This window comes from Streptomyces sp. NRRL S-37, assembly GCF_000721605.1.
In the GTDB taxonomy this organism is placed as follows: Bacteria; Actinomycetota; Actinomycetes; order Streptomycetales; family Streptomycetaceae; genus Streptomyces.
The window spans coordinates 1-1,735 of the sequence record NZ_JOIZ01000069.1; the positions used below are offsets into that span (position 1 = coordinate 1).

Below are 1,735 nucleotides of genomic sequence, written 5' to 3' on the forward strand. Positions count from 1 at the left end.
ACCGTTCCTAATCAGTGAGCAGGAGTGAGTCTTGGACCCATTCCTGGCCGCTGCGGACACCCCGAACGGTTTTGGATGTCCTGGTCGCCCGCGTTCTCGCCGCGTCCGGCGGCACGGATCGTGTCCGTGGTCCGGGAATGCGGGGGCGGGGTTCCTCGCGCCCGAGGGTGTCCGGTCGGGCCTGGACGGTCCGATGCCCGTGCACATCGCTCTGGTGTGCACGGGGCGGTGCCGTCCGTCGCCGGATCGGATGCCCTTGGGCGCGTCGCCCGATCGCGATGCTCGCGGCATCGTGACGGGTCGTCTTGCGTCGGGGTGCGGTCATCGGCTTCTGCCAGTGCTGGGCGCCCCATTTCGAGGTGTAGGCCGGATCAACGGCGATGATGCTGATGCCGGTGGCGTCGGCCATCGAGGTCAGCCGGGCACGCAGCCGGCCGGTGGGCATGGCGGAGATGAGCCGTCTGAAGCGGCGTCGGCGGCCGTGTTTCTCGCGGGTCTTCTCCGCCGCGAAGTCGAGGTCCTCGACCGCGATTGCCTTGACGCCGCAGGTCTTCGCCCAGTGCAGCAGCCGTGACAGGGCGTGCCGCACCTGGGCGTCCCGGTGCAGGGTGGTGCCGGACAGGTCGTAGAAGAACCGGCGCGGCCGGCCGATCGGGTTGCCATGGACGTCGAGGCGCCACGCGGCCAGGTGATCGGCGTTGGTGTCCACGCCGATCACGCCCTCGGCGAGCGCTGCCTGGAGTGGGACCGTCTTCGTCGGCGGGATCTGCCAGGAGGCGGTCACGTACCAGCGTCCACGCGGCACGTCGTAGTGGATGCGGTAGGCGACGGCCCGGTTGGCCTCCACACGGTCGGCCCACTCCTGCCCCCGGTGCGCGAAGCGTACCTTCGCGGCGAGGACGTACCGACCGTGCCCGGCATTGGCCAGCTCGGTGAGCGGAGCGGGCAGTCTGATACTGACCTCGCCCCCGGGTGAGATGCGGATCGTCTCGTTCCCGAAGCGTTTCCCAGACTCCCCGTCGGCCTGGAGGAACCAGCGCCCGGCTTCCCAGCACTCACGCCATTGGGTCTCGGTGAGCTGCGCGGCATCGAGGTGGTGGCGGGTGCCCAGCAGGCGTTTGCCGCCCCGCACCACGTGCACGACACCGTTCTCACGGTCGGCGCGGACCTTGTCGAGCCGGTCTTCGAGGACATGAAGGCGGCGGGTCTTGCTGAACCATTCGCGGGCGGAGCGGTAGCCGCCCGGAGTGTGCTTGGTGCCCTTGTCGCCGACCGGGAGTGACAGCCGGTGCCGGATCGTGCGGACGCCGGCTTCGAGAGAGTGAAGGTGCGCGGTCTGCCCGCGCCGGGCCAGGGCCCACTGGTCGTGCGTGGCCTTGGTGATACTTCCCGCCCACCGCGAGGACGACTCGGCGGTCAGCTCCCGCTTCCGCGCCGCCCAGGTGCCGGCGGAGTGTTCCAGTGCGTCACCGCAGCGGGCCTTGAGGTCCCTTGACGCGAGCGAGCCGAGGTGCGCGCCCACCAGCCTGAGCACCTTCTCGTCCTGGGGTGTGAGGTGCTTGAGGCGGTCACGCACCGCCACGCCGGACGGCCCCGGAACCACGAACGGCGCCGTCACATCCCGCAGCCCACCCACCGCGATCACCCGCCCCTCCCAGGCCCGAAGACACCCGCCGTCACACCCAACGACCACCACCGGGAAAGGACACCCATACGAGACAAGAATTCCCGTTCC

The 1,735-nt window shown here is 70.0% G+C and carries 1 protein-coding gene; it reads right to left on the bottom strand.

Annotated elements, in window-relative coordinates; genetic code table 11:
* Positions 1–7: 7 nt before the first annotated feature.
* A complete protein-coding gene (locus IH50_RS0136705; RefSeq protein WP_030872911.1) occupies positions 8–1,636 on the bottom strand; it encodes an IS200/IS605 family element transposase accessory protein TnpB in 1,629 nt (542 codons plus the stop codon).
* Positions 1,637–1,735: the final 99 nt, after the last annotated feature.